Here is a 21,957-nt window from a genome sequence, read left to right as displayed (position 1 = left end):
TCAGCGCACTTGAAGTTCGTTGATGGTATTGGCACGTACCAAGTCCTCGTTTTCAATCACGAAAGACTGGTGACGCCCCCCGTTCTTCTCGTTGAGTTCCACCACGAGGCATTTGTCGTCGGGAATGGTGAACTTCGCCATCGTGAATACCGTGCGCTCGCTCTTCTTGCCCGGCACGAGTGTGGCGTAATTCTGCGCACGGAGCGGCAGGATAATCTGCTCCTGCACGGCGGTACGCTTCGCCACCTTCTTGTCCACGATTTTCCATGTGATGTAGTCCACATCGAAAGGCACGTTGCTCTGGTTCTTTATCTCCGTGTGGAAATAGAGTAACCCATTATGCGTGTAGATACCTTTCAGCAGGTACTGGATGCCGAATCGCTTGCAGCCGATGTGCTTCACCTCACGCTTGTTCTGCTTGTGGATGGACTTCATGATAAGGCGCACCAGCATCGGGCTTTCGCTGCCCAGTTCCTTCAGGTAGATTTCCTGCGCGTTGTTCGGGCGGTTCACCTTCTCGCCGTCATGGATGAAGTCGCACATCTCCACGTTGAGAAGCAGCGGTTCGGAGGCGTACTTCACGTTAAAAGTATAGAAACTCCCGTCCTCCGTGATTACCGACATATTGGTTTCGTTCGGGAAGTTACGCACGGTAGCTTTCACGCGGATGACGTTCTCCGCTCCGTCGGCTTTACCCGCAATCAGGTCGGGCGAGCCTAAATCGACGTAGCGCACCTCCGAGGGGAAAATGACGTGGACGGTCTTGTCGTAGGTCACTTCCAATCCGTGCGGGGGAACCATGCGGTCGAAGGTCAGCTTCTTTGTCAGCCCGTGATACAGATCGCCGTCCGCCTCCTTCTGCGGATAGACCTCCTTTGTCAAGGTCGGTTGTTGGCTTTGCCTTCCTCCTCCTTGCGAGGCATAGTCAAGCGAGCTTGTCTCTGCTCTCGCTTCGTTCGTCGGTTCACTTCCGTTGTTCTCTCCAACGGTTACGTTCTCCTGCGCGTTGGCAGTTATGATGCCCATAGCGAGGGCAAACATGATGATTACTTTTTTCATTCTACTTTGGATTTTAGTGGTAAATAAAAATTTGGTTGTTGTTTTTTTAGTCGTTGATTGTTATTGTTTTCAATCTCTGTCCTGATATAGCATGACCTTGTATCCGGATTTCAGATGCACCTTGACGGTACGCATCTTCTTGGCGATATACTGGCTCGTGCCTTGTATCAGCCCCTTGCCCAAGTCGGAGGCGAGCTGCGCCCCTGCGTTGGTGGAGATATTAATGCTGCTGCCCAGCGAGCCGCCCATGTTGGCGGCAACCTCCCTGACGGCGTTCATCTCCATCGAGTTTGGAATGAAGATGCCGGGCTGTCCGTCCGTGTCATACACCGCCAGTTCTACCGGGATAATCGTACCTGCGTACTCCAGCGAAGTAATTTCAATATCGAGTCGTTCGCCCTGAATCTTTGCCGTGCCTACCACCACTGCATTGCGGGGTATGATTTTGTCCGCCACTGCCATCGGCTCCAGCAGCCGTAATCTTACCGCCTGCCCGTCAGTCACACTCTGCGCCCCATAGACACACGCCGATATGGTGTTCCTGTCCGATACAGTCGTGACACCCACCGCCGTATTGAAACTGCGGTTGCGCTCCTGCGAGAAGGAGGCGACAAACTCAGCGTTGCTCATCGGCTGTGAGAGCGAAGATACCACCTGATGCGTTACCTGCCTGACAGGTGCAGCCGTGTTCTTTCCGGCTTTCTGCACGGGGTAAGGCTCTGCCGCCTGTCCGACAGGTGGCTGTGTGCCGTTCTGCCCGCCCATGTACTTCGCCGCCAGTTCATAGGACTTCTCCATGAGTGCCACTTGGTCATCCATAGCGGATGCCTTGCCTTTCTCGGTTTCCAGTTCCGATTCCAGCGAGGCGATACGCTCTAACAGTTCGTCCATTTCCGCGTTGTCGTTCTTCGGCTGCTCATAGAAGTTGCCGAGCGTGGTATTGAGGTCGCGGTAGGCAGCTGCGGAGGATTGGATGGTTTTCGGAGCGGATGATTTTGCTGTTGCATCTTCCGCATTTCCGGGATTAGCAAGGTCGAAGTCCCTGCCGCCGTCCGTTTCCGCCACCTCGCGGTCGAACATATCGCCCAGTTCCTGCATGGCGCGGCTGCGGTTCTCCTGCCGTTCCTCCATTGCTCCCTGTTCGTAGGCTTTCGCCTTGTCGCCGATGATCTGGCGGTTCGCCTTGTCAGCGTCGGGCATTTCGATGTTGTAACCACCCGTTCCCGGTTGCTGCTCCTTGTCGGAAGACGGGGCGAATATCAGCCACATAGCACCGATGAATACCAGCACTATAGCGGGCAGCACTATCATTTTCTGACGTTTCAGCCTTTGGGCTTCGGTCAGCGGCTTGCGCTCCTTCTTCGGTTTCCCGTTGTCGGGAGCCGCCTTGTTCTCGTTTTTAGGTTCATTCTTCGTCTGTTCCATATAAATAAGGTATTACATTATGATTGTTGTCCGGCTTTATGGACAGTTCCACCTGTCCGGCATGGTCTGTTACCATCCGGCTGCCGTCATTCCTGCCGATTTCATAGACGGCTTTGCCGAAGGTGTAGAGGGCAAGCACCGCAAAGGCGGCGAGCATCGCCAGCACGATGCGCCTGCGTGTCTTCGGGGGCAAACCGTCCAGATAGCCTTTGAGCCTTGCCACCAGCATTTTCTTTTTGTCGTGGAGCTTCCAGTACGCACGCCAAAATGATTTTTTGATTTTCTTCATGTCCGTTTACCTTTTGATGGTTTGTAAATCCTTGTTCTCGATGATGGTGAATCCCTCGATGGTGAAACCGTTGGGATTGTCGTCCGAACGGGACGAGTTCAAGAGGCGGCACGTAGTCACGAGGCTGCGCTCGGTGACGTTGCTCTGCCGGATGATCTTCTGCGTGGCGTAGGTCACGGCACGGTAGGGATAGCCGTTGAAATCGCACACCACGCTGTCCACCTTCAACACCTGATTGATGTTCCCGGCGATGATGCGGTTGTAGTACCCCTTCTCGGCAAAGTCCGAATAGTAGTTGTACACGCTTTTGTCCGCTAATAGCAGGGCGCGTTTCACGTTATGCTCTATCGCGCTCTTTTCGGGTGAGAGCGTGAAGAACAGCTCGTGGAAACGGCGCACGTGTTCCCTCGCTTCTGCCGGACGGTTCTGCGACAAGTCTTGCGAGAGAGCCAGCATCAGCGACTTGCCGTTGTCCAGCACGTAAATCTTTTCCCGTTGCCGCTCCGCGAAGCGGTAGGAACTCCACACGCTCCATACCGTTATTACGGCACACAACGAGAGGAAGACGATACCGAACAGGCGTATCTGCCTGAACGATGATTCGATGTTTTTAAGTGACTTAAATTCCATTGTTGTTTATTCGTTTTTAATTGTCAGTTGATTATTTCAGCAGCTTCCCGACACGTCCGACCACGTTTCCTGCGGCTGCGCCCGCCACGCTGCCCGCCATACTTCCGGCTCGTCCTGCCGTCTGGTTCACGTTGCGACCGTAGCTTCCCATGCCTCCGGCTTGGATAATCCAGCCTGCTACCGTGGGGATGGTGAAGTAACCAATGATGCCGATTATCATGAAGACGATGTACACCCCGTCGCTCGAATCCAGCGAGAAGTTCGGGTCAGCCTGCATCCGTTCGATGTCGCTTTGCAGCATCAGCACTTGTATCTTCGCCAGTATGGTGCTGAACATATCCGACACGGGCAGCCACAGATAGACCTGTATGTAGCGGCATATCCACTGTGTAAGCGTGCTTTGGAAGCCGTCCCACACCGATATGGCGAAGGCTATCGGACCGAGTATCGCCAGCACCACGAGGAAGAACGTGCGGATGGTGTCTATCACGAGGGCGGCGGCTTGGAACATCAGTTCCAGTATCTCGCGGAAGAAGTCGCGGATGCCCTTCTTCATGTTGTACATCCCGCGCTCGATGTACATCCCCGCCATCGTCACCATGTCGCCGGGCGACCAGCCCAGTTCTTCCAGTTGTTTGTCAAACTCCTCATTTGACACGAGGTAGGCGGTTTCGGGATTGCGCATCATCGCTTCGTACTCCAGTTTGTCCTTCTGCTCACGGTATCGGTTCATGTCCAGCGTTTCCGCCTCCAGCATCTTTGCCGTACCCTGCACGACGGGCGACATGATGCTGTTTATCGTACCCAGTACCACCGTCGGAAAGAACATGATGCACAGACCGATAGCGAACGGGCGGAGCATAGGGAACACGTCTATCGGTTCGGCTCTCGCCAGCGACTGCCATACCCGGTAGGCCACATAAAAGAGTGCGCCCAGCCCGGCGATGCCTTTCGCCACGCCCGCCATGTCCCCGCATAGCGGCATCATCTGTTCGTAGAGCGAGCGCAGAATTTGGTGAAGGTTGTCGAAATTCATAGGCTACCAATATCTTTCGTTCATGTTCCCGTACAGCCCCATGATGCGGTCAAGGTCGTTTTTCTTCTTCGCACGCAGGTAACTCACGCTAATGTTCTTGTTGGTGTAGTAGCTCACGAGGTTGCGGTAACGCTTCATTTTGGAGTAGCAGCGTTCCACCACGTCCATGCGCTCCTTGTCCGTCATGGAGAGCGTGGTGATATTCACCACATTCTTCAGTTCCGTCAGCACATCGTTGGATTCCTCCAATAACTTGGTGTAGCCAAAGGCGATGGCTCCCAGTTCCTCCACCGTGAAGTTGTCGTCACGCATCATCTTCTGGAAACTGGTCACATAGGTGTCGGTGATGTCACCCACCATCAGAATGGTCTGCTGCACCTTCCGGGCGTCCTTTACCAGATTGTTCACGGATTTGAGTGCGTCGTAATACTTCTTGCCCTGTTCGTAAATCTTCACGGTCTCTTGAAAATTTTTTATCATATTCTGGGCGGTCGTGGAAGTGTGTACCACGTTCTTCGAGGTGTTCACGATGCTCTGCGCGATGTTGGACGGGTCTATCACCGCCCACTGTGCGCTTGCCCTGCCGACTGCAAACAGGCACAGGCAGATAATAAGTGTTATTCTTGTTCTCATGTTACTTTGGATTTTAGTGGATTTCATTATTTATTGCTCGCCTATCGGATGGTCCGGTTTCGGGTTCACACGCACGTAGTCCCCGTTCGGCGAGAAGGTCAGGATGTCCGTCGCCTCGTTGTAGGACACGTCGATGCGGAATCCGGTGTTCATGAACAGATTGCCGTTCTCCTCCTGCAAGAGATAGGTTTCCGGCTTCAGCTTGCGGCGGATGCCGCTCCGCTTGAATACCGTCACCTTATAGGCTTCGCCCTCCTTGTAGATAAGCACGTCGGGCTTGCCCTCCACACTCTCCCAGTTTCCGCAAAGCAGGTCGCGTCGGTTGTCCGTTATGTCGCAGGATTGCAGCACCATGACCGCCAGCCCGATTAAACACTTGCTGACTTGCAGCATTTTCGTTCTTGATATACTCATACGCATTTTCTTTTTTAGTTGATGAATCTGTTTCTATTTATTCCTTTTTTCTCCGCCTTTCGGCAAGCTGCCGGATGACGGCTTCAATGTCGCCGCCCAACTGTTCCGCCAGACGGTAAACCTCTACTTTTTCCGTTTCTTCGGTGGTGTACGCCAGATACTCTTCAGCACTAACTTCGGTGGCATAGACTGCCGACTGCGTGCCGCCCAGTCCTATCCACACTTCCTTGTAGAGCCTTGACGGGTTGTTCGCCATGTTGATGGAGAGTATCTGCGACTTCTCTTTCTCCGTCAGACCCAACAGGGACTGTATGGCATCAAACTTGTTCATGTACTTCCGCTGGTCAAGGAGTATCTTGCAGTCGGAGTTGTTGATGATGCTCTCCTTGACGACGGGCGAGGAAATGATGTCGTCCACCTCCTGCGTCACCACGATTGCCTCCCCGTAATACTTGCGCACGGTCTTGTACATATAGCGCAGGTACTCAGCCATGTTCGCCGAAGATAGAGCCTTCCAAGCCTCTTCCACTATCAACTGTTTCCTTACGCCTTTCAATCGGCGCATCTTGTTGATGAAGGCTTCCATGATGATGATGGTCACCACAGGGAAAAGCTCGCGATTTTCCTTTATACTGTCAATCTCGAAGACGATGAACCGCTTGCCGAGCAGGTCGATGTTCTCCGTGGAGTTGAGCAGGAAGTCGTAGCGTCCGTCCCGGTAATACTGCCGCATGGTGGTGAGCATATTGTCGATGTTGAAGTCGGACTTCTCCACCTTTATCTCACGTTCCGCCAGTTCGCGGCGGTAGTCGTCGCGCATATACTCGTAGAAGGTGTTGAACGAGGGGACGATGCTCCGGTCAGCCCTGATACGCTCGATATAGGCGTTCACCGCACTGCCCAGTTCGCCGCTCTCCGTCTTCGTCACTTTGTCGTCCTCCGACTTCCAGAGCGTCAGCAGCAATGTCTTGATGCTGTCCTTTTTCTCCACGTCGAACACGTAATCATCGGTGTAGAACGGGTTGAACGAAATCGGTTTCTCCTCCGTGTAGGTGAAGTACACGCCGTCCGCCCCGTTTGTCTTGCACCGGATCATCTCGCACAAGCCCTGATAGGAGTTTCCCGTGTCCACCAGCACCACGTGCGTACCCTGCTCGTAGTATTGCCTCACGAGGTGGTTCATAAAAAAGGATTTGCCGCTGCCCGAAGGACCCAACACGAACTTGTTGCGGTTGGTCGTGATACCCCGCTTCATCGGCAGGTCGCTGATGTCGAGGTGCAACGGTTTTCCCGTAAGCCTGTCCACCATCTTGATGCCGAAGGGCGAGAGCGAACTGCGGTAGTTGGTTTCCTCCGTGAAGAGGCACACCGCCTGCTCGATGAATGTATGGAAACTCTCTTCCGCCGGGAAGTCCGCCGCGTTGCCGGGCATCGCCGCCCAGTAGAGCGTCGGGCAGTCGATGGTATTGTGGTGCGGCACGCACTCCATGCTTGCCAGCTGGCTGCCCACATCGTTCTTGATATGCTTCAGTTCCTCCGCGTCATCGCTCCACGCCATGACGTTGAAGTGCGCCCGTACCGAGGTCAGCCCGTAGGAATGGGCTTCGTTCAGGTACTGGTCTATCCACTCGCGGTTGATGCTGTTGCTCCGGCTGTATCGGGATAGCGACTGCATATTCCTTGCGGACTTCTCGAACTTCTGCAAATTTTCCTCGCTGTTGTCGATAATCACATACTGGTTATAGATGTGGTTGCAGGAAAGCAGCAGCCCCACGGGGGAGGCGAAGGAGAGGCGACAGTCCGAGCGGTCGGTGGAGAGTTTCTCGTAGCGGATGTCGGTAGCCACCTTTCCTGGCATATCCTCCGCGTCGGAGAGGGTGTGCAGGCACAGGCGGTTGTCACCGATACGCATTTCTTTTGCCGAGAGGTCGATGTCCTGCAAGGTCGTGTCGCCTTCGGGCATGAGCGAGAAGTAACGCTCTATCAGCCCGGCGGACTTCTCCGTCCCGACAATCTCGTCGGTGGAGAGGCGGCGCAGCCTCACAAAGCCGCTGTCGTTCATGATGCGCTCGAACTGTTCGGCGGCCTCCATGAACTTCCCGGCGGTTTCCTTGTCCAGCTCCTTCGGGATGATATGTCCCCGGCACAGCGTACTGAAGTTGCTCTGCATACGGTTACGTTCTTTCGTCGTCTTGGTCAAGTAGAGATAGCAGGAGTGTTTCAGGTACGGACGCTCGTTGAAGTGGCGTTCAAAGGAACGGCTCAAGAAACTCATGTCGTCCTTCTGTAACTCCGGCATATATTTCTCCTTGATGAACCAATCCTGCTTATGCACGACGCAGAAGTACGGCAGCACCTTGATAGCCTTGCACCAGCAGCCGTGTATCGCCTCGTACTCTGCGCCCGTCACGGTGTAAAGCTCCGGCAGTTCCACCTCAAAAGCCACCGTGATGTCGGCGTCTTTGGAGATGATGCAGCCATGCTCCACCGCCAGCAGGGGGAACTTGTTTTCCAGTGTTGTCATTTTGGATGTATTTCTCATGTCGTTTCTTCCTTTCGTTGCCGTTTGAGTAATCGGGTGATCCGCCGTCGGTTGATAAGGTATCGGGGATGGCTCCTTGCCGCTCCCAATTTCATCAGCCCGTGTTCGCCGTACCGGGCGTTCAGCGCGAAGGTCTGCCATACGAGGACGGAAGACGATGCCGCGCCGAAGCCGATACATATCCACTGGTCGATGCCGACCATATAGAGGATGACGAACAGGACGAAGAGAGCCAGCAGACCTCCGCAGAAGATGAAGAGGTACTGAGCCTTCAAACCCTTGAACTCGACCGGACGGCCGATACCCTTGTTTATCGGGTATTCAGCCATACATTGTTTATTAAAGGAAGAATGAGCGCAGGATAGTGGCGGCGACAATCAAGAAGATACAAGCCCCGAACCACGAGGCGGCGGTCTTCGAGGTGTCCGGGTCTCCGGACGAGAATTTTCCGTACACTTTCACGCCACCGATAAGCCCGACTACCGCGCCGATGGCGTAGATTAATTTCGTGCCGGGGTCGAAATACGAACTCACCATAGAGGTGGCTTCGTTGATGCCAGCCAGACCGTTTCCCTGTGCGAAAGCGGAGGCGGTTGCGGCAATCATAAGTGCCGCAGCGATGATTAACTTTTGTCTGATGTTCTTGTTCATAAACTGTTCTTTTTTGTGCCGTCCAAAGGGTGGATAGTCCTTTTTCGGGCGGTTGATACTTGATTACTTTACTTTGGTTTTAGTGGTTGCCCGTTTGTTTCTACGGACTTGGGGCTGTCCGTTGCGGGTTGGCTGTACCTTGTACCGCCGTGCGCGTGGGTGTCGTCATTTTACGTTTTCATTTCCATTCTTTTTTAGTTGTTATACATAGTTTCGGAAGTCGAACTCCTCGATGTTGTCGGGAATCACGAACACCTTTTCCTTTTGTTGTGTCACGGTCATGTTCACCGTGTCCACGAAAACTGCCATCGCCTTTGCAATCCTCTCGCTCATTGCTTCATCGGTCAGGCGTTCCGTTATTCTTGTGAAAAGCTCTGTCCCGTCCAGTTCCGTCATGACCTTTCCGGCGTGTCGCATTTCCTCATCGGATGGTGATTCCTTCCGTATGGTGTGTACTGCCATGTCAATATCCTCGAAGCTACTTCCCGAAGCCTGCTTTTTGTCTGGTTCTTCATCCTCCGGTTCATCTTCTCCGTACTCCAGTTCCGAGGGCGGGATGCTCGTGAAGGTTTCATCGAGTTTGTCCTCCGGTACTTGTGTCGGGCGTGAGACGGTTTCCGTGTTTCCGTCGTCAAAAGTAGCCTCTTCCTCCGACAGCTCAATGCCTTTTTCCGAAGTGGCGGCTTCTTGCGTCGGTATGGCAGCGGTTGTCCGGGTCGATGCCATCTTGAAACGGCTCTTGCCAATGATGTCCGAGGTGTCTGCGTGAGGTATTTCCTTATCCTTTCCTTGCTCTGCCACCGTACTGTCCAATGACCGCCACAGCCCGGCAATATGTCTGAAGAAACGGATGAGCTTCATGTCCATGATGCGGTCATAGAACAGCAGAAACAGAAACCACACGTTGCAAGCAACCGATACGATTAAAAACGCCTTTGTCATAATCTTACTTTTTGGGCGTTTTCAATCTGTTCCATGTACTGCTGCCCGTATTGTCGGAAATGGTCGCGGAGGATGTTATCCACAAACTTGCCGATGCTCAAACCGTTTCCCATCCGACTGGTAACGATAGCGACTTTCTCATGAATTTCTCGGCTGATGTATATACATTGCCGCGTTTTGATTTCCGATGCTTGCAGGAAAGTCGAGAGCGGTTTGTCTCTGCCTTTATCCTTGCGGAAGTCAACGTCGGTATTTTCATGCCCGTAGTCGGTTACACACTTTGCTGCACGGACAGCGGTTCTTTCACTCTTTCCTGTTTGCAGATACTCAGCCTGACGGTTCTTATTTGTTCTTTTCATACTTCTTTGTTGTTTTTGAGTGTTTATAAATTATAGGATTCCATGTGCCGTTTGAACGATTCGGCTATCTCGTCTTGGAACAGCGTGAAATGGTGTGTCAGCACGTTGTCAAGAAATGCCGCGATAGTCACTTCGTTGCCTCCGATTACATGAAGCATCTTCTGTATGCGGTCGTGGTACTCCTTGCGGATATAGACCTGCTTGCCGAGCCTTGCCGTGATATTGGAACCGCATATGAATACTGTGTCATAATCCAATTTTTCCGGCTTGCTGTTCCTGCGCCTGCGTTCCGGCTCCTCTTTGGAGTGCGAGGCGGGTGGAGAAACGGCTTCTTGTATCGCTTCTTTCGGAGGTGGGACAGGAGCGTTCCCGTCCGTGCTTCTCGCTTCCGGCGGAATGCTTGTATCGTCCAGTCGAAATGAGTTGATTACGGCTTCGCTGTCGATGTCCTCGATTCTTGTTTTCTTTGCCATGCCGTTCAGTTTTTGATGATGCCGAGAATCTCATCGACGAGTTTGTCGAGGTTGCTGCCGCGTACCAGTATTTTGTCCGCCGGAAACGCCGTGGAGCGGAATACCGCCTTGCGTTCTGCCGCCGTCTCCTTGCGGAAGCGCTTACTGTCCGGTAGATGTGTTTCCAGAATGGGCAGGGCGAACTCGGCACAGACCTTGTCGTATGCCTTGTAAAGTTCAGTCTTTTCGCGTCCGTCCACCATGTTCCACACGAGGTAAATCCCTTTGATGCCGGACTTGCCCGTGCTTATCATCTGTTCGTTGATGACAGTGGCGAACTTGATGGAACTCTCCATCACCACACGGTCGGCGATGATGGGCGTGAAGATATAGTCCATTTGGGAAATGGTCTGCACCACATCGGCATTGTTGATTGTTCCCGGCAGGTCGAAGAACACGAAATCGAGGTCGGGCTGCGCTGCCACCAGATTTTCGGCGGTCTTTACCGCATCTTCCGCACGGCTGCATCTGATGGTGTACGGGTTCTTCTTCAGTCGTTTGAGCTGCTCATACGCCAGCACCTTGTAATGCCCGTCCTCCATGACGGCTTTCATGTCACGCTTGCGCATGTCATGGATACTGTACTGCGGGAAATCGCAGTCCACCACGGCTACGTTGTAGCCTTTCACATAGTGCAGATAGCTTGCTACAAGCACTGTCAGGGTTGTCTTACCCGCTCCACCTTTCTGCGTGGAGATTGCCACATAAGTTGCTTCTTTCATTTTTTTGATAATTTATTTGGTTATACATCTGTCCGGTGGCGGTAGCGTATTGTCATTAGTACGTACGCACGCACTCCCATTCATTTATTTATTCACTCCTTAATCCGGCTGTGCCTGCGGGTATTCATCGGTTTGTCCAACCGTCCATGCTTTTATCCGTCCGCACGGACGTGTGCTTGGAAAACTATCTGAATACATACACCTGTTTTCAACCGTTTGGATTGATGCCCGGATTGCTGTCCGAACATCCGGCGGAAGGAGTGTATTTTCAGTCCCACATCCGAATCACACTGCAAATAAACAAGGATATTTTGGAACTTGTATCACTTCTCCGGCAAGTGGCAGCACGTTGCGCCGGTTGGCACTGATTGTCCGGGTCAAGCCTCTGTCGGACATCGCCTTAAGGGCGTAACTTTGCACCCGAACGGCAGGGTACGCCGCAGGTAGCGCAGCCCGGAGTTTGAAAGGAATCATCCCCAATCCGTCCCCGACGGATTTTTATGTTCACCTGAACATAGCAAGATGTCTTTTCAGCCGCTCAAAATATTTTGAGCAGCCACGAAAAGCACTTGCCCTTGCAGGGGGCGGGCTTTCCCTCCGAAGTCGGGAAGCCTTTCAGAACTGCGGTGCTGTAATCCGAAGCGGCGGCTTATGCCGTCAATCCGCTAAATCCAAAGTAATATGAAAGAGAAAAGGAAAAGCAAATCAGGGAGAAATCCCAAACTTGATCCGGCGGTGTACCGGTACACCGTCCGTTTCAACGAGGAGGAACACAACCGTTTCCTCGCCATGTTCGGAAAATCGGGTGTCTATGCACGGTCTGTTTTCCTCAAAGCGCACTTCTTCGGGCAACCGTTCAAGGTGCTGAAGGTGGACAAGACGTTGGTGGACTATTACACCAAACTGTCGGATTTTCATGCACAATTCCGTGCCGTGGGTACGAATTACAACCAAGTCGTGAAGGAACTGAGGCTGCATTTTTCAGAGAAAAAGGCGATGGCGTTGCTCTACAAATTAGAGCAACACACCGTCGAACTCGTGAAACTGAGCCGCCGGATTGTGGAACTTTCAAGGGAAATGGAGGCAAAATGGTCGCAAAAATCAGTGTAGGAAGTTCGTTGTACGGCGCGATTGCCTACAACGGGGAGAAGATTAACGAGGCGCAGGGGCGGCTTCTCACCACCAACCGCATCTACAATGACGGTTCGGGAACGGTGGACATAGGCAAGGCGATGGAGGGTTTTCTCACCTTCCTGCCACCGCAGATGAAGATCGAGAAGCCGGTGGTGCATATCTCTCTCAACCCGCACCCGGAGGATGTGCTGACCGATATTGAGTTGCAGAATATCGCCCGCGAGTATCTGGAAAAACTCGGTTTCGGAAACCAGCCTTATCTTGTATTCAAGCACGAGGACATCGACCGCCACCACCTGCACATCGTGACGGTCAACGTGGACGAGAACGGGAAAAGGCTCAACCGGGATTTTCTCTACCGCCGCAGCGACCGTATCCGCAGGGAACTGGAACAGAAGTACGGATTGCATCCGGCAGAACGTAAAAATCAGAGATTGGATAATCCGTTGCGCAAGGTGGCCGCATCGGCAGGTGATGTGAAGAAGCAGGTAGGCAACACCGTGAAGGCTCTGAATGGGCAGTACCGTTTCCAGACGATGGGCGAATACCGTGCGCTCCTTTCCTTATATAATATGACGGTGGAGGAAGCGAGGGGCAACGTGCGCGGACGGGAGTATCACGGGCTGGTCTATTCCGTCACGGACGACAAGGGTAACAAGGTGGGCAACCCGTTCAAATCCTCGCTTTTCGGGAAGTCCGCAGGCTATGAAGCCGTACAGAAGAAGTTTGTCCGTTCCAAATCGGAAATCAAGGATAGGAAACTGGCAGACATGACGAAACGCACCGTCCTTTCCGTGCTGCAAGGCACTTATGACAAGGACAAATTTGTATCCCAACTCAAAGAGAAGGGCATCGACACCGTACTGCGCTACACAGAGGAAGGGCGCATCTATGGGGCTACCTTCATCGACCACCGCACGGGATGCGTGCTGAACGGTTCGCGCATGGGTAAGGAGCTTTCGGCGAATGCCTTGCAGGAACACTTCACCCTGCCATACGCCGGACAACCGCCGATACCGCTATCCATCCCTGTGGATGCTGCGGACAAGGCACACGGGCAGACCGCCTACGACAGTGAAGATATATCGGGCGGTATGGGCTTGCTCACTCCCGAAGGTCCGGCGGTAGATGCCGAGGAAGAGGCTTTCATCCGGGCGATGAAGCGCAAAAAGAAGAAAAAACGCAAGGGCTTGGGTATGTAATCAGAGTATCAACAATTAAAAAATCAATGTATGTCACAACAAGAAGACGATTTGAGGGCATTGGCGAAAATCATGGATTTTCTGCGTGCCGTGAGTATCATTTTAGTGGTCATGAACGTGTACTGGTTCTGCTACGAAGCCATCCGGCTGTGGGGCGTGAACATCGGCGTGGTGGACAAAATCCTTCTGAACTTCGACCGCACGGCGGGGCTGTTCCATTCCATTCTCTACACGAAGCTGTTTTCCGTCCTTTTGCTTGCCTTGTCCTGTCTGGGTACGAAGGGTGTCAAGGGTGAGAAAATCACTTGGGGGAGAATCTGGACAGCATTTGCCGTCGGGTTCGTGCTGTTTTTCCTGAACTGGTGGTTGCTGCCCCTGCCGCTGCCGCTTGAAGCGGTGACGGGACTGTATGTCCTTACCATTGGAACGGGCTATGTCTGCCTGTTGATGGGTGGTCTGTGGATGAGCCGCCTGTTGAAACACAATTTGATGGAGGATGTTTTCAACAACGAGAACGAGAGTTTCATGCAGGAAACGAGGCTTATCGAAAGCGAGTATTCGGTCAATCTGCCGACACGTTTCTATTACAGGAAACGCTGGAACAACGGTTGGATCAATGTAGTTAATCCCTTCCGTGCGTCCATCGTGTTGGGTACGCCGGGCAGCGGCAAGTCCTATGCCGTGGTAAACAATTTTATCAAGCAACAGATTGAAAAGGGCTTTAGTCAATACATCTACGATTTCAAGTATCCCGACCTATCTACTATTGCCTACAACCATTTGCTGAACCACCCGGACGGCTACAAGGTAAAGCCGAAGTTCTATGTGATCAACTTCGACGACCCGCGACGCTCTCATCGGTGCAATCCCATTCACCCGGATTTTATGGAAGATATTACGGATGCCTATGAGAGTGCCTACACAATAATGCTCAACCTCAATAAAACGTGGGTGCAAAAGCAGGGCGACTTCTTCGTGGAGTCACCTATCATTCTGTTTGCCAGTATTATCTGGTATCTCAAAATCTATCAGAACGGGAAGTTTTGCACGTTTCCCCATGCTATCGAGTTTCTGAACCGCCGTTACGAGGATATATTTCCGATACTGACCTCTTATCCGGAGCTGGAGAACTACCTTTCGCCGTTCATGGATGCGTGGCTTGGAGGGGCTGCGGAGCAGCTCATGGGTCAGATAGCGTCGGCAAAAATCCCGCTTTCGAGGATGATTTCACCGCAGCTCTACTGGGTGATGTCAGACAGCGAGTTTACGCTGGACATCAACAATCCCGAAGAGCCGAAAATCCTCTGCGTGGGTAACAATCCCGACCGTCAGAATATCTACGGTGCGGCACTCGGTCTGTATAATTCCCGTATCGTGAAGCTCATCAACAAGAAGGGGATGCTGAAGTCATCGGTCATCATCGACGAGTTGCCCACAATATACTTCAAAGGGTTGGACAATCTTATAGCTACCGCCCGAAGCAACAAGGTTGCCGTGTGTCTGGGCTTTCAGGATTTCAGCCAGTTAGTGCGTGACTACGGGGACAAAGAGGCGAAAGTGGTGATGAACACTGTCGGCAATATTTTCTCCGGTCAGGTGGTGGGGGAAACAGCCAAGACGCTCTCCGAGCGGTTCGGTAAGGTGTTGCAGAAACGGCAGTCCATCTCCATCAACCGGCAGGATGTTTCCACCTCCATCAACACGCAGATGGACGCGCTCATTCCACCGAGTAAGATTTCCGGGCTTACGCAGGGAATGTTTGTCGGTTCTGTATCCGACAACTTCAACGAGTGTATCGAGCAGAAGATTTTTCATTGCGAGATTGTGGTGGATGCCGAAAAGGTGAAACGGGAAGAAAGTGCCTACAAGAAAATTCCCGTCATTACAAACTTCACGGACGAGGACGGCAACGACCGCATGAAGGAAACGGTGCAGGCGAACTACCGGCGCATCAAGGAAGAGGTGAAGCAGATTGTGCAGGAGGAACTGGAGCGTATCAAAAACGATCCGGTGCTGTGTAAACTGCTACCAGATAATGAGACTGTCTAACAAGTCCCCAAAATTGAAAATTATCCCTATCGAAGTTTGAAGTGACCCCCAAAAGTTGGATACAATTTTTTTGGGGGGCACTTCAGTTCTGACGGGTAAAATCGTAAAATTCGGACTTGTTAGACAAATACTTACGCGGTTTCAACCTCAGGTACTGAATCTATCGAATTGACAAATTTAACCAATTGCGGATCTGAATCTTTTTGTATGAGGTTTCGGAGACTCTTTTTCAATTCATAAGCATCATCCCCTGCTGTATTTATTAAATCCATATAAAAATCTTTGTTTTGCAGAATCAATGAACGGCATGCCCCATCGGAAATTACAGGTTTCACTATTTTATCAATAACGTCTCCAGCTTGACTTTTCAAATTACCATGCGATCTAAGCCATGTTTCGAAAAATTGAAACTTTATTGCATTGATAGTCTTTTTACCGATGCAGAAATCATTTCTTATATCGGTAACTGTCGATTTAATTTTTCGTTTATCCAATCTTTCAACTATATTCTTGAAACAATTAGGGAAAGGATTCAAACTTTGAGTTCCAGAAGCAATATCCATCAGAATCTTTTTGCCAAATTCAGTCAAGTTATCTGGCAAGGATTTGATTTTAGCCAGTAAATGTTTTATTGCGACAAACCAATAATATGATGTATGTGCTGTTCTTTGGGCGTATAATGTATCAACACTTATTTCAGACAACGCTTCGAACGCTATTTTATTGATATGATCGGTCAGGACATTGCTTATTTTAGTGGTCAAATCGTAAAAAGATGCGTCAGGAATTACATCTTTAATATTGTTCTTAGTGATATACTTATCCAAATCGGTATTCCACTCTGCTAAATGCTCGATAAATACCTCATCCGTTACACCTATTCTGTTCTTAATATCTTCAAATTGGGGCAATATGTCTGAGAGCAATAATTTATAGCCAAGTTTATGATTTACCATGTATTGTAGTGTTTCATTTAATAGCGGTATATTCCATCCCACACTATTTACTAATAAGTCTCCATGATCCACATAATAGTCCATGAGTTCTGCAACATATTTTATATCTCCACCCTCTATTAAGGAAACGGAATGACCATGTGCCAATTGCATGGCGACTAAATCGTAATATCCAGACTCTTTAATGTTTCGGCCATCAGTTTCTAATTCAGAATGCAACTGATTTATGTAGGTTGAATCTAACGTTACAGGTAAAGGTCTTTCTTCGTCAGATGCCAATAAACGATAGGTTGTAAATATAGCCCCTATATTATCTTTATTTACATTCTGTTCATCAATGCAATTCGTGATCGCTTGCAAAAGCGTTGGAAACGTATAGGTAGAATTATCTTTTAACGTTTTTACAATATCTGCATGGTCGAAATTATCGGGTAGTAAGTTTGCCAAATAATTATCGAGCGCCTCCGAATTTGTTGCTACTTGATAATATTTATATGCTTTAGTTGTCGCGTTATCCCGATAGGCAGCATCTGTTGCATTTGCAGCTTGAATATAATCGATAAATGTATTTGGCTTGACTGTTTTTGCTTCAATCAATGACGTAAAATCGCACGCCAACTTATTTTGCGCAATAAACCTGTCTATTGCATCTAACGTTTTGAAATAGTCGCCGCCATTGAAGTCATTGAACCGAACTATCTTCTTATATAATTGAGCAATCACATGGTTTTGGCTTTCCGTGTCTAAATGCAACAGCAGTTCTTGGTATTCGACAGGGAACACCTGCTTCTCTATGGATTCTTTTAATTTCAATTGTGCTATTCTTTGCCATACACGCAGAATAACATCGCTCTTTCGAGTTAATTTATGCAAACAATGTATAATCTTATCGATAAGCGCATTGTCCATACATTGTATAACTTCTTCTAATACAGTGTCAAATTGTTTATTAGTCTCTGCATATTGATTTATGTCGTGGTCTTCTTCTCCGTTGATGCAGCCTTCAATATATTTTTTCAATGGAATTTGTCGAGCATCTTCAACATCGACACCATATACCAAAGCTGCAATTTCGCGTTGTGTTTGCAGATCATTGTTAATTATTGTTTGAATGCCATTCAGATAGTCGCCGGACAATATTTGTTCTACTGGATTTGCCAGAATATCCGTCTTCTTCAAACAGAACAATGCTATGTTTATCATCAAAATTTCGTTACACCACTCTTGTTTAAGAGCGACCATCTCATTGATATATGATATAATTTCCCTAACATTGGCATTAGGATTTACCAATCTGAATATCCGATTTATAGTTTCTTTCGCTTCATTTTCTGTTTCTCCAAATGCTTCAACAAACAGTTTGTTGAATATACTTCGATAGTCGGTAATAACAGGAGGAGCAACACGATAAACAATAGGGAAAGTTTTATTGATAAAATACTTGGTCAGTTGTTTCGTTTGTTCGTCGGTCTCATCTCCGAATGCACAAGCTAAATGTGTTTCATCGAAAGGAATAACAGCCCAAACATTTTCAAAACCGCTATCGGCGAAGAACGTATGGATAGAAGACCATAATTCTTTTACTTTTTCAGCGGGGAGACGATCCATGTTGTCAAAAACAAGGACTAATTTACGTTGTCCTTTTTCCTTGATAAAATCAGAAATGTCTTGCATCCATGTTTTGAACTCGTAAACCGTTGGTTCGTCTTCGCTCAAAGTCTCATAGCAAACGTCCTTTTCGACTTTATCTTGATAAATAGCTAACATATAACTCCATCCATATTTATGATCTTTGCTATATGCCCATTTCCAAACGCACAATGCAATAAGAACTGGCAGTGCAGCTATGATAATAGACAATAAAGAAAACCACCATGTTGTGGGTGTAGGTTTTACTGCATACGCAATAAATGTAAATATCGGAGTTAAAACTGCAACCAAAAATGCCGCAACCATACCATTACTGATAAGGGGATATTTTTCGGTTACGGTCTCCGTTTTACGGGCTAATAAATATTTCAGCTTTTCAGACCATGATACGGTTTTCGTACCTCCACCTTTGACTTTTATTGTTGCATTTCCAGATAGGATACCATCATCAATAAGTTTGCTTGTAAGCAATTCCAATATAGAGCGGCGTTGCAAGTCCTCTTGATGTCCCCATGCGTCATACTCAAAAAAGTAATAGTCGTCTGATAATTCACGTTCCAACATTTTAACCACGTTGGATTTTCCAGATCCCCAAATACCTTCGATGCCGATAATTCGAGGTAAAGTACATTCCTCATCCAATGAATCATTCTGACAAAAATGGCGAGCAATAGTTTTTGCCAACCTTTCTTGCGAACCTCCATCGAATTTGTCAATACCACACGGTTTATTTTGGATAAACCGCGGATATTGCTGTTTGGATTGTAGTTTTGTTTCCATATACGTAATTTATTGATTATACGAACTCCAAATAATTCTCCCGATTTACCACATGAAACTCGGCATAGGGATAGGCTTCTTGGAAGGCTTTCGGTGCGGCCGGCATTTTATTTCCCCACTTGAACTCCAAGGCGGTAAGACTGTCGGCACTCTCCTCAATCAGGTCGATTTCCTGTTTGTCGTAGGTGCGCCAGAAATAGAACTCCCTGTGCAGTCCCTCATTGAAGTTCGCTTTGCGCCGCTCTCCGATGATGTAGTTCTCCCACAGCGCACCGACATCCTGCCGAATGGCCAGCGGTGAGAAAGCCCCGATAATGGCATTGCGAATGCCGTTGTCGTAGAAGTACCACTTGCCAGCTTTTGTAACCTCCTTGCGTAGGTTACGCGAATAAGCCCCCAGACGATAGATAACGAAGACCTTTTCCAATAGGTCGAGGTATTTTTCAACGGTCGTCTTGCTCATGCCGAGTTGTTTACCTAACTCTTCGTAAGAAACTTCGCTGCCCAACTGAAAAGCTATCAATCGCAGTAGATCGCGCATCTTGCTCGAATTTTTTAAGCCGTCAATTGCTAAGATATCTTTAAGCAGGTATGCACCGACAATATCACGTAGGTAGTCTGTTTTACGTTCATAGTTCTCCATCATTACTACTTCGGGATAGGAACCGTAAATCAAGCGCGCTTCGAGGTTCTGGCGGGTTTCAAGTGCCGTTTCCGTCTGTGCGATTTCCCGTTGCGAGAATGGTGTAAGGAGAAATTGCGTACTGCGGCCGACCAACGGTTCACCAGTCTTATTCAGCAAATCGAATGACGAAGAACCACTTGCCAAGACACTTATTCCCGGTATTTCATCAACTATCAACTTCAGAATACTACCGATTTGTGGTATGTTCTGTGCCTCATCAATAGCCAGCAAATCAATACCATCCAATAAATGCCGATAATTGGCTATTGAGCGATTCTCCAATAGTGCTAATGTGTCGTAGTCTTCGCCGTTGAGCATCATCGTCCTACCTGAATAGTTGTCCACAATTTTACGCATCATTACCGTTTTACCAACACGGCGAGCACCAAAAATCAGTACTGCTTTATTGGGCGCGATTCGTGCTGTAATCTTCTCTTGAAGTATTCTATTTACTGTTTCCATACCTTATAAAATATAATGCAAAGATAATCATATTTTTTTAATTGGCGAATTTTACAAAAAAAACGGGCTATTAAATGGCGATTTTTACAACCACAATCTTATGGAAGTTGTTTCATTGTTTTTAGTAATGATATATGTTCATACTATGATGACTCAATAATTTACCAGACATACGTTTCTGAAATTTGTCCTTATAGGAATGAAAAACTCACATATATTGTGCTAATTAATATATAATTAAATGAAAATAAAAAGACAGGATACGAGTATTCCTGTCTTCTCATATGTAATGGATATTTTTTTATTTTCTCATCCGCTCCAACTCCTCATCACGCAACATTCTCTCGTTCAGTTTTTCCTGCATCCTGTCAATGAAATAGGTGCGGCTTTCGTTCTTCCGGCGTTTGATATCAGTGTAGAAGCGGTAGCAGTCTTTAGAATCAACCCCGAATATCTTATAGAGAAGTGGGGCGAGCTGTTTGAGCGGCATATTGCCGTTGTTGATGCAGCCCATCACGTCTATGCCGTAGATAAGTTCCACGAGGTCGATGGCATTGCCCGTCCATTGAAGAAGGCTGGCGGTGGTTTCTGTTGCGTTGTTGGCGGATATTAGTGGTGGCACTTGGGGCGTGGCAAGGAATTTCTGCATCTTTCTTACGAAAGACAGAGCCTTGCTGACGTAGGCGGCAATCTCTCTTTTTTCTTCTGACAGATTACGTACGGGATGGTGCTGCAACTCGATTTCGATGTAGGCAAGCGCGATGACGGTAAGGTTCATGTCCATGCCGCCGTTGCACAGTTCGATCACTTGGGTGGCGAAAGCCGTGTATGCCGTTTCCATATTGCAGTCGCCGGCTTCGTTTATCAGGCGGAAAAAGTCGGTTTCCGCCAGCAAGAAATAATTCATGGTTCTGTCAATTTTGAAAATTACACTTTGTTTTCTGCGTGCGCACATGAATATAATTGGCAAAAAACGCGGCAGAAAATAAAAAATCCAACACTCAATTTTACAAAGTGCTGGATTTCAGAGGTATAAAATTCAGTATTTTTTCACAAGGACAAATTATCTCCGACTTAAATTGTTTGTAATCGGAACATTTATTCTATTCCTGAAAATAGAAATGTATGCTTGCCGCACATTTTGGCTATCTTGCTTTTTTATCAAGGATATAGATAATGCGACATACACCGTTGGGATAGCTTTTCAAAGAGGAAAGCGTCCAGTGTTGCTCTGGCAGAGCCGACTTAAAAAAATGTCGTCCGCTTCCGGATATGAAAGGAACGGTGTATAGTATGATTTCATCCACAGCGTGCATCCGCAGCAGTCCGTTTATATAGTCTGCCGTGTCCGGTGTGGCTTCCGCGAGGTAACGGATGTTTGTGCAGTCTTTTCTCCATTCGTGCAGCATTGAAATGGAATAGTCCGGTGTCACACGGTAAAAGGCTTTCTTCCTGATTTCATCAAGACCGCAACGGTCAAGGCACAAATCCTGATGTGCTTTATCATATAACTCTGAAGAAAGACATCCGTCCATCGTCAGTACGGCGAGAATCTGAACTTTACCCATAATCGTTTCCTTTCGTTAGGCAAGGGTAAAAAAGTAGCGTGCAATTCACACTACCTTCAAGCGATGGCTCTGGTAAAGCCTTTACGGAGAGTACGTGAATGCACGCTATGCGTAAGCATAGCATAAGCATCACGCAATCGTCTCCGTAGTTCCAATTTACCAGATTTTCGCTTGAAACGCCTTGCGGTCTTATCCTATATGTTGGCGGCGAAAAGCTCCTGCCAATCGCCGTTTTTCTCAAATGTTATGCAAAGATA

At 48.9% G+C, this 21,957-nt stretch carries 23 protein-coding genes; 4 read left to right on the top strand and 19 right to left on the bottom strand.

Annotation, left to right across the window (positions count from 1 at the left end):
* The 14 genes from traN to C1A06_RS11605 all read right to left on the bottom strand — a co-directional run bounded on the left by traN (position 1) and on the right by C1A06_RS11605 (position 11,214).
* Entirely contained in the window at positions 1-1,059 is a 1,059-nt protein-coding gene (gene traN / locus C1A06_RS11670) for a conjugative transposon protein TraN (protein ID WP_032588475.1), read from the bottom strand.
* Between the two features lie 69 nt (positions 1,060-1,128).
* A complete protein-coding gene (traM, locus tag C1A06_RS11665) occupies positions 1,129-2,484 on the bottom strand; it encodes a conjugative transposon protein TraM (RefSeq protein WP_032595739.1) in 1,356 nt (451 codons plus the stop codon).
* Positions 2,465-2,773 carry a TraL conjugative transposon family protein gene (locus tag C1A06_RS11660; protein WP_004308924.1) on the bottom strand — a complete coding sequence of 103 codons (309 nt, stop codon included), beginning with the start codon at positions 2,771-2,773 and terminating at the stop codon, positions 2,465-2,467. Before C1A06_RS11660 ends, traM begins: the two co-directional genes overlap by 20 nt.
* 6 nt (positions 2,774-2,779) lie before the next feature.
* Positions 2,780-3,403 carry a conjugative transposon protein TraK gene (gene traK / locus C1A06_RS11655; RefSeq protein ID WP_004308925.1) on the bottom strand — a complete coding sequence of 208 codons (624 nt, stop codon included), beginning with the start codon at positions 3,401-3,403 and terminating at the stop codon, positions 2,780-2,782.
* A 31-nt stretch (positions 3,404-3,434) separates the two neighbouring features.
* Positions 3,435-4,439 carry a conjugative transposon protein TraJ gene (gene traJ, locus C1A06_RS11650; RefSeq protein ID WP_004308926.1) on the bottom strand — a complete coding sequence of 335 codons (1,005 nt, stop codon included), beginning with the start codon at positions 4,437-4,439 and terminating at the stop codon, positions 3,435-3,437.
* A gap of 3 nt (positions 4,440-4,442) precedes the next feature.
* On the bottom strand, positions 4,443-5,072 hold the full coding sequence (locus tag C1A06_RS11645; protein ID WP_004308927.1) for a DUF4141 domain-containing protein: 630 nt from the start codon (positions 5,070-5,072) through the stop codon (positions 4,443-4,445).
* Positions 5,073-5,102: 30 nt separating this feature from the next.
* Positions 5,103-5,486, bottom strand: coding sequence for a DUF3876 domain-containing protein (locus C1A06_RS11640; RefSeq protein WP_004308928.1), 384 nt, complete (start codon positions 5,484-5,486; stop codon positions 5,103-5,105).
* Between the two features lie 37 nt (positions 5,487-5,523).
* The gene (locus C1A06_RS11635; protein ID WP_005827325.1) at positions 5,524-8,028 is read right to left on the bottom strand and encodes a TraG family conjugative transposon ATPase; all 2,505 of its coding nucleotides are present in this window, start codon (positions 8,026-8,028) and stop codon (positions 5,524-5,526) included.
* The gene (locus C1A06_RS11630; RefSeq protein WP_004311206.1) at positions 8,025-8,357 is read right to left on the bottom strand and encodes a DUF4133 domain-containing protein; all 333 of its coding nucleotides are present in this window, start codon (positions 8,355-8,357) and stop codon (positions 8,025-8,027) included. Before C1A06_RS11630 ends, C1A06_RS11635 begins: the two co-directional genes overlap by 4 nt.
* A gap of 10 nt (positions 8,358-8,367) precedes the next feature.
* A complete protein-coding gene (locus tag C1A06_RS11625; protein ID WP_004311205.1) occupies positions 8,368-8,679 on the bottom strand; it encodes a DUF4134 domain-containing protein in 312 nt (103 codons plus the stop codon).
* Between the two features lie 201 nt (positions 8,680-8,880).
* Complete coding sequence (locus tag C1A06_RS11620) at positions 8,881-9,621, bottom strand: hypothetical protein (protein WP_032595736.1); 741 nt, start codon at positions 9,619-9,621, stop codon at positions 8,881-8,883.
* On the bottom strand, positions 9,618-10,007 hold the full coding sequence (locus C1A06_RS11615; protein WP_299338276.1) for a DUF3408 domain-containing protein: 390 nt from the start codon (positions 10,005-10,007) through the stop codon (positions 9,618-9,620). Before C1A06_RS11615 ends, C1A06_RS11620 begins: the two co-directional genes overlap by 4 nt.
* Positions 10,004-10,453, bottom strand: coding sequence for a DUF3408 domain-containing protein (locus C1A06_RS11610; RefSeq protein ID WP_004311202.1), 450 nt, complete (start codon positions 10,451-10,453; stop codon positions 10,004-10,006). The genes C1A06_RS11615 and C1A06_RS11610 overlap by 4 nt, the downstream gene beginning before the upstream one ends.
* Positions 10,454-10,458: 5 nt before the next feature.
* Positions 10,459-11,214, bottom strand: a complete 756-nt coding sequence (locus C1A06_RS11605; protein ID WP_005643916.1) for a ParA family protein — start codon at positions 11,212-11,214, stop codon at positions 10,459-10,461.
* Between the two features lie 146 nt (positions 11,215-11,360).
* On the opposite strand from C1A06_RS11605, the gene C1A06_RS15405 reads away from it, so the two are divergent.
* The 4 genes from C1A06_RS15405 (at position 11,361) to mobC (ending at position 15,599) form a co-directional block, all read left to right on the top strand.
* Positions 11,361-11,582, top strand: a complete 222-nt coding sequence (locus C1A06_RS15405) for a hypothetical protein (protein WP_032595732.1) — start codon at positions 11,361-11,363, stop codon at positions 11,580-11,582.
* A 313-nt stretch (positions 11,583-11,895) separates the two neighbouring features.
* Entirely contained in the window at positions 11,896-12,324 is a 429-nt protein-coding gene (gene mobA / locus C1A06_RS11590; RefSeq protein WP_004291488.1) for a conjugal transfer protein MobA, read from the top strand.
* A complete protein-coding gene (gene mobB / locus C1A06_RS11585) occupies positions 12,303-13,550 on the top strand; it encodes a conjugal transfer protein MobB (protein WP_004291483.1) in 1,248 nt (415 codons plus the stop codon). Before mobA ends, mobB begins: the two co-directional genes overlap by 22 nt.
* Before the next feature lie 30 nt (positions 13,551-13,580).
* Complete coding sequence (mobC, locus tag C1A06_RS11580; protein ID WP_101690407.1) at positions 13,581-15,599, top strand: conjugal transfer protein MobC; 2,019 nt, start codon at positions 13,581-13,583, stop codon at positions 15,597-15,599.
* Positions 15,600-15,730: 131 nt separating this feature from the next.
* On the opposite strand, the gene C1A06_RS11575 is transcribed toward mobC, so the two are convergent.
* From C1A06_RS11575 to C1A06_RS15015, 5 genes are all read right to left on the bottom strand, one after another.
* Positions 15,731-18,985, bottom strand: coding sequence for a P-loop NTPase fold protein (locus C1A06_RS11575; RefSeq protein WP_004291481.1), 3,255 nt, complete (start codon positions 18,983-18,985; stop codon positions 15,731-15,733).
* Between the two features lie 16 nt (positions 18,986-19,001).
* Positions 19,002-20,132: an ATP-binding protein gene (locus C1A06_RS11570; RefSeq protein ID WP_004291480.1), complete on the bottom strand. Its 1,131-nt coding sequence runs from the start codon at positions 20,130-20,132 to the stop codon at positions 19,002-19,004.
* 301 nt (positions 20,133-20,433) lie between these two features.
* Positions 20,434-21,039 carry an RteC domain-containing protein gene (locus tag C1A06_RS11565; protein WP_004304269.1) on the bottom strand — a complete coding sequence of 202 codons (606 nt, stop codon included), beginning with the start codon at positions 21,037-21,039 and terminating at the stop codon, positions 20,434-20,436.
* Between the two features lie 238 nt (positions 21,040-21,277).
* Positions 21,278-21,700 carry a dihydrofolate reductase family protein gene (locus C1A06_RS11560; protein ID WP_004291474.1) on the bottom strand — a complete coding sequence of 141 codons (423 nt, stop codon included), beginning with the start codon at positions 21,698-21,700 and terminating at the stop codon, positions 21,278-21,280.
* The gene (locus C1A06_RS15015) at positions 21,693-21,941 is read right to left on the bottom strand and encodes a hypothetical protein (RefSeq protein WP_008777431.1); all 249 of its coding nucleotides are present in this window, start codon (positions 21,939-21,941) and stop codon (positions 21,693-21,695) included. Before C1A06_RS15015 ends, C1A06_RS11560 begins: the two co-directional genes overlap by 8 nt.
* Positions 21,942-21,957: the final 16 nt, after the last annotated feature.

Source organism: Dysgonomonas massiliensis, assembly GCF_900240225.1.
GTDB lineage: Bacteria > Bacteroidota > Bacteroidia > Bacteroidales > Dysgonomonadaceae > Dysgonomonas > Dysgonomonas massiliensis.
The sequence above is the reverse complement of the archived record's forward strand: the minus strand, read 5'-3'. Positions and strand labels throughout refer to the sequence as shown.

What these genes read in the sequence shown, in the direction of transcription:
- traN (WP_032588475.1), bottom strand. Translation starts at nt 1,059, where the DNA reads ATGAAAAAAGTAATCATCATGTTTGCCCTCGCTATGGGCATCATAACT.
- traM (WP_032595739.1), bottom strand. Translation starts at nt 2,484, where the DNA reads ATGGAACAGACGAAGAATGAACCTAAAAACGAGAACAAGGCGGCTCCC.
- C1A06_RS11660 (WP_004308924.1), bottom strand. Translation starts at nt 2,773, where the DNA reads ATGAAGAAAATCAAAAAATCATTTTGGCGTGCGTACTGGAAGCTCCAC.
- traK (WP_004308925.1), bottom strand. Translation starts at nt 3,403, where the DNA reads ATGGAATTTAAGTCACTTAAAAACATCGAATCATCGTTCAGGCAGATA.
- traJ (WP_004308926.1), bottom strand. Translation starts at nt 4,439, where the DNA reads ATGAATTTCGACAACCTTCACCAAATTCTGCGCTCGCTCTACGAACAG.
- C1A06_RS11645 (WP_004308927.1), bottom strand. Translation starts at nt 5,072, where the DNA reads ATGAGAACAAGAATAACACTTATTATCTGCCTGTGCCTGTTTGCAGTC.
- C1A06_RS11640 (WP_004308928.1), bottom strand. Translation starts at nt 5,486, where the DNA reads ATGAGTATATCAAGAACGAAAATGCTGCAAGTCAGCAAGTGTTTAATC.
- C1A06_RS11635 (WP_005827325.1), bottom strand. Translation starts at nt 8,028, where the DNA reads ATGAGAAATACATCCAAAATGACAACACTGGAAAACAAGTTCCCCCTG.
- C1A06_RS11630 (WP_004311206.1), bottom strand. Translation starts at nt 8,357, where the DNA reads ATGGCTGAATACCCGATAAACAAGGGTATCGGCCGTCCGGTCGAGTTC.
- C1A06_RS11625 (WP_004311205.1), bottom strand. Translation starts at nt 8,679, where the DNA reads ATGAACAAGAACATCAGACAAAAGTTAATCATCGCTGCGGCACTTATG.
- C1A06_RS11620 (WP_032595736.1), bottom strand. Translation starts at nt 9,621, where the DNA reads ATGACAAAGGCGTTTTTAATCGTATCGGTTGCTTGCAACGTGTGGTTT.
- C1A06_RS11610 (WP_004311202.1), bottom strand. Translation starts at nt 10,453, where the DNA reads ATGGCAAAGAAAACAAGAATCGAGGACATCGACAGCGAAGCCGTAATC.
- C1A06_RS11605 (WP_005643916.1), bottom strand. Translation starts at nt 11,214, where the DNA reads ATGAAAGAAGCAACTTATGTGGCAATCTCCACGCAGAAAGGTGGAGCG.
- C1A06_RS15405 (WP_032595732.1), top strand. Translation starts at nt 11,361, where the DNA reads ATGCTTTTATCCGTCCGCACGGACGTGTGCTTGGAAAACTATCTGAAT.
- mobA (WP_004291488.1), top strand. Translation starts at nt 11,896, where the DNA reads ATGAAAGAGAAAAGGAAAAGCAAATCAGGGAGAAATCCCAAACTTGAT.
- mobB (WP_004291483.1), top strand. Translation starts at nt 12,303, where the DNA reads ATGGTCGCAAAAATCAGTGTAGGAAGTTCGTTGTACGGCGCGATTGCC.
- mobC (WP_101690407.1), top strand. Translation starts at nt 13,581, where the DNA reads ATGTCACAACAAGAAGACGATTTGAGGGCATTGGCGAAAATCATGGAT.
- C1A06_RS11575 (WP_004291481.1), bottom strand. Translation starts at nt 18,985, where the DNA reads ATGGAAACAAAACTACAATCCAAACAGCAATATCCGCGGTTTATCCAA.
- C1A06_RS11570 (WP_004291480.1), bottom strand. Translation starts at nt 20,132, where the DNA reads ATGGAAACAGTAAATAGAATACTTCAAGAGAAGATTACAGCACGAATC.
- C1A06_RS11565 (WP_004304269.1), bottom strand. Translation starts at nt 21,039, where the DNA reads ATGAATTATTTCTTGCTGGCGGAAACCGACTTTTTCCGCCTGATAAAC.
- C1A06_RS11560 (WP_004291474.1), bottom strand. Translation starts at nt 21,700, where the DNA reads ATGGGTAAAGTTCAGATTCTCGCCGTACTGACGATGGACGGATGTCTT.